The organism is Streptococcus sp. HMSC063B03 (assembly GCF_001836965.1).
GTDB lineage: Bacteria > Bacillota > Bacilli > Lactobacillales > Streptococcaceae > Streptococcus > Streptococcus pneumoniae_F.
The window spans coordinates 43,279-47,323 of sequence record NZ_KV831054.1 but is presented as its reverse complement, the minus strand read 5'-3'; the positions used below and the strand labels follow the sequence as shown (position 1 = coordinate 47,323).

5 protein-coding genes are annotated in these 4,045 nt (G+C 38.2%); all 5 read left to right on the top strand.

All coding sequences use genetic code 11. From position 1 onward, the window contains the following. Positions 1-442 precede the first annotated feature (442 nt). From HMPREF2628_RS08000 to HMPREF2628_RS07980, 5 genes are read left to right on the top strand one after another with little or no spacing between them, the layout of a single operon-like run. A complete protein-coding gene (locus HMPREF2628_RS08000; protein ID WP_070842850.1) occupies positions 443-721 on the top strand; it encodes a TIGR04197 family type VII secretion effector in 279 nt (92 codons plus the stop codon). After that, positions 718-1,077: a DUF3958 family protein gene (locus tag HMPREF2628_RS07995; protein WP_070842849.1), complete on the top strand. Its 360-nt coding sequence runs from the start codon at positions 718-720 to the stop codon at positions 1,075-1,077. Before HMPREF2628_RS08000 ends, HMPREF2628_RS07995 begins: the two co-directional genes overlap by 4 nt. Beyond that, complete coding sequence (locus tag HMPREF2628_RS07990; RefSeq protein WP_070842848.1) at positions 1,067-2,722, top strand: LXG domain-containing protein; 1,656 nt, start codon at positions 1,067-1,069, stop codon at positions 2,720-2,722. The genes HMPREF2628_RS07995 and HMPREF2628_RS07990 overlap by 11 nt, the downstream gene beginning before the upstream one ends. Before the next feature lie 10 nt (positions 2,723-2,732). Next, entirely contained in the window at positions 2,733-3,341 is a 609-nt protein-coding gene (locus HMPREF2628_RS07985) for a TipC family immunity protein (RefSeq protein WP_070842847.1), read from the top strand. 4 nt (positions 3,342-3,345) lie between these two features. Beyond that, positions 3,346-3,960 (top strand): TipC family immunity protein, encoded by a 615-nt coding sequence (locus HMPREF2628_RS07980; protein ID WP_070842846.1) that lies wholly within the window; start codon positions 3,346-3,348, stop codon positions 3,958-3,960. Positions 3,961-4,045: the final 85 nt, after the last annotated feature.

Below are 4,045 nucleotides of genomic sequence, written 5' to 3'. Positions count from 1 at the left end.
TTCAGAGGGCTTTTTATGTTGTCACTTTACCTCGCGATATACTCGAGTATAATCTTCGGTTACGGTTCCTAGAACTATAAGGTAAAATAAACCAGATTTTCTCCCTTCGTGTAGATTTTATCTTTTTTGCCAAGTGCTTGGCCGAGTTCAATTAACAAGATACAAAGGCCGTCAAAAGCACAAAGCAAAAATAGGAAAATTGACGAAGAAACTTCAGTTTCTAGGAGATTTTATCTTTTTTGCCAAGTGCTTAGGCCGAGTTCAATTGAGCATAGCTTGATAATGAAGCTAGTCTAATTAGGTAGCTTTTTAGATATAAAACTATTTTATTATCTAAATATAGAATAAATTAGGGCTTGCATTCAAAACATGGTATAATAGGTCTATATAGCTAAATAAAGTAAACCTATCACAAGGGATTGAGAAAAAGGATAAAACAGTCATGTCAACAGTAAAAAGTGATCTAAATACTGCGCAAATGTATGCGAGTCAGCTGAAAAATGCTTGTCAATCGTTAACAGCAATTGCTGTGGCTAGTCAAGATGATCGAACGACCCTTCAAGGGAATAACAAAGCCCATCAATGTCTGACAAAGTCTCAAAATCTAGCTAGTCAGATTTCGGCAGCCGTCACCCTGACTTCCGAACGACTGCACTCTATAGCGAGTGATTTTGAGGCGCTAGATGAAGCGGGTGCCAATGGTTTTAGGAGTCATGCATGAGCAAGTTGGATGAGTTGAAGAAAAGAGAGCGAGAACTCTTGTACCGGCTAGAAGACAATGGAAAAGAGAAATATCGCACCAAAGAACTGATAGAAACCTTTGAAGGGTATGATAGAGCTAGTCACCGTTATCAAAATGATTTGTGGGAGGCGGCCTATCAGAGCCGATATGCAGGACAGTTGGAAGAAACACTCCTACAAAGAAACCAACTTAAAAACCAAATTCTTGAGAAGCTCAGCTACCGCATGGATGATTTGAAAAAAGAAAAGTTCCGATTAGAGGGAGACTTGGATGAGGTCTACTATGAAAGACGCAAGGAACTAGAAAGAGAGGAGGAAAAACGACATGGGCATTGATATGTACTTAGAACAATCACAACTACAAAGTTCGAGTGTAGCGACCATGTGCCAATCTCAGGTGGAGGCTTATCAAGACTTGCAATCAGCCATCAAAAAGTTTTCAGAGGATACAGAGAGTCTAAAGGGCGATGCTTATAATTCGGCTAGAAGTTTTTTTGCAAGTGTCTTATTACCCTTGAGCAAAGGGGGGCAACTCTATGCCGAGACCTTCTCTCAAGCTATCAAGAAATTACCAGAAGACTACCAAACGATGGTCGACAGCAAGAGTTGGCGCGAGGATGATCTGCTTGATAAGATCCGTCAGGAAGAGCAAATGATTGCCTATCTAGATGAAGTCAACCAAACCCTTTCTAGCTTGACCATGGATAGTGAAGAAAAGGGAAGATTGAGACGCAGTAATGTGGAACTCATGCGAGGACATCACGCCAATAAACGTGTCTATGAAACGATTTTGAGAAACCTGCGCGCTTATGATAGCTACTCAGGAGGACTCTTCGATGAACTAACCAATATCGATGTGCAGTTGAGTCGCGGACTGGCCCAAATCGAAACGAGTTGGGATGCAAAGACAGGGGGCTTTAAAATTCCATCTGACCTGACTTGGGCCAACTACCTATCTGCCTATTCTGACACAAAGGATATGAAACTCAGTCGTCAAGAGAAGGCCTTTGTCCAGACCATGATGGCAGAATACGGCTTTGACGCAGAGACAGCCCAACAGCTCTTGACCGTCAAGCAAGGGATAGACAAGAAGTTCTCAACCTCTAGTCAAGAATTTCGTGACTATATCTTTTTGCGAGTTGTCGGTGCGGTCAACTATGATGGTTTTCAGTGGAACGAAACGGCGGGTCATTTGAAAACTTATTTTTATGATGTGACTGTTGGCAGTTCGATTACAGGAAAATCAAGAACAGTAGAAAAACCGCTTCTTGAAATTTTTAAAGAACTTGGAATCAAAGATGAAACAGATGCAAAGAAATTGATATATAATCTTAGACTCCAGCATGAAATGGCGGGTGGTGAATATGACAGTATAGATGACATTAAGACTACTGATAAAGAAAAAGGCTCAAATTATTATGCTTCTTATAAAAAATCATTTGAAGAAGTTTATGGTACTAGGATTGATTTTGATACGTTTTGGGATAGCAAACTGAAGGCCTATTCTAACAACAGAGCAGGTCACGCAGACTTTACCCACCAGTCCATTACTATGGCGACTCACCTTAATCCTAATCAAGTTCAGTTAGCCGATCTCTATGGCGGTAGAGAGCGTGTCAAGGACCTTTCTGGCTGGGAGGGAGACACGACAAAAAATGCTACGGATAAAAAACCAAGCATTGGTGAAGATGACTACAAGGCAGACCTTGATTCAGTCAATCTTATCGGCCGGATGCAACAGGGGCAATCCTATGACCAAGCCATATCTTCCTATTATGCTGACCTTCAAAAGGATTCGACTCTTAGAGAAAGAGAATTCTTAAAAAATAAAGATTGGAAGCAGGTTAGAAGTACTATTTATGCTAGTATCCTTCCATTAGAGGTTATGGAAAAAGGGGAGGATGCGATTAAAGCATACATTGAAAGTAACTATTCAGGTGTATCCAAGTTTTTAAACCGCTTGGAATCCTTGGCGGAGTAGGAGGATGATGATGAAGAAAATACTAGGTGTTTTAACAATAGTTGTATTACTTGTATCTGTTTGTTTTTACTTTTTTCCTAAACAACCTAAAAACATTTTTGATGAAATTTACCAAGAAACGGAGAAAACATATCGGTCAAATAATATTTTAAGGCATATAGATGGGTTTAAAATCAGACCAGATTGGCCAAGTGACGACCCTAATATTTCGTATACTCCTTTTGGAAAGTATGAAACTCTAACCAAAGGCTATAGTGATATAACCATTCACTTTAATTTTGGTTCAGGTATTAAAGGGATGTCAATTCGTTTTGAAAGAAAGACTGATTCGAATATTACCCTATGGTATTCTGCACACTATAATATGCAAAAGAAAGTACTCAAAAGAAAACTTGCGATTTTTGAAGAGCCAAGGCAACCAGGTCAATATCTTGATGATGAAGAAAAAGTAAGAGAATATTTAAGAAAATACAACATAACCAAACAAGAATTAGAGAAGGACTACGACGAAATCGTAAATCAGAAAGTCCTGAAAGATTGGTGCTCGATTTATGACAGTAAGTACTCACCAAGCAACTATGGTGAGGTGAAAGTCGAAACCCAGTGGGAGAATTGGTGATAGCATGAAGAAAATACTAGGTGTTTTAACAATAATTGTATTACTTGTATCAGTTTGTTTTTACTTTTTTCCTAAACAACCTAAAAATATTTTTGATGAAATCTACCATGAGACGGAGAAGACTTATCGGTCAAATAATATTTTAAGAAACATCGATGGGTTTAAAATAAGAGCAGTTTGGCCAAGTGATGACCCCAATATTTTGTATACTCCGTTCGGATTATACAACAAAGAGAAAATACCGTCAGATTATTCTGAGATAGAAATTGGTTTTAATTTTCAAAACTCACAAAAGGTTTTGTTCATTTACTCTGAAAGAAGACTATCTTCTAATGTTAGTGTAAAAGTATGGGGAAGCTACAATTATAAATTAGGTGTTTTGAGTAAAGAAGTTACTATAATAAAAAAAGAAAATAATTCCAAAGTATATATTGATGAGCAATCAGAGGTGAAATCATACCTAGAGCAGCATGGTATCACTGCCAAGGATTTGGATTCTTACTATGACGAAATCGTTAACCAGAAAGTCTTGAAAGATTGGTGCTCGATTTATGACAGTAAGTACTCGCCAAGCAACTATGGTGAGGTCAAGATTGAAACCCAGTGGGAGAATTGGTGATAACATGAAGAAAATACTAGGTCTAGTAGCTTTAATCGTACTAATTGTATCATCCTGTTTCTACTTTTTTATCCATCAACCTAAA

Bases quoted from the DNA above. Each gene is read 5' to 3' on its own strand.
- HMPREF2628_RS07980 (WP_070842846.1), top strand. From the start codon at position 3,346: ATGAAGAAAATACTAGGTGTTTTAACAATAATTGTATTACTTGTATCA.
- HMPREF2628_RS07985 (WP_070842847.1), top strand. From the start codon at position 2,733: ATGAAGAAAATACTAGGTGTTTTAACAATAGTTGTATTACTTGTATCT.
- HMPREF2628_RS08000 (WP_070842850.1), top strand. From the start codon at position 443: ATGTCAACAGTAAAAAGTGATCTAAATACTGCGCAAATGTATGCGAGT.
- HMPREF2628_RS07995 (WP_070842849.1), top strand. From the start codon at position 718: ATGAGCAAGTTGGATGAGTTGAAGAAAAGAGAGCGAGAACTCTTGTAC.
- HMPREF2628_RS07990 (WP_070842848.1), top strand. From the start codon at position 1,067: ATGGGCATTGATATGTACTTAGAACAATCACAACTACAAAGTTCGAGT.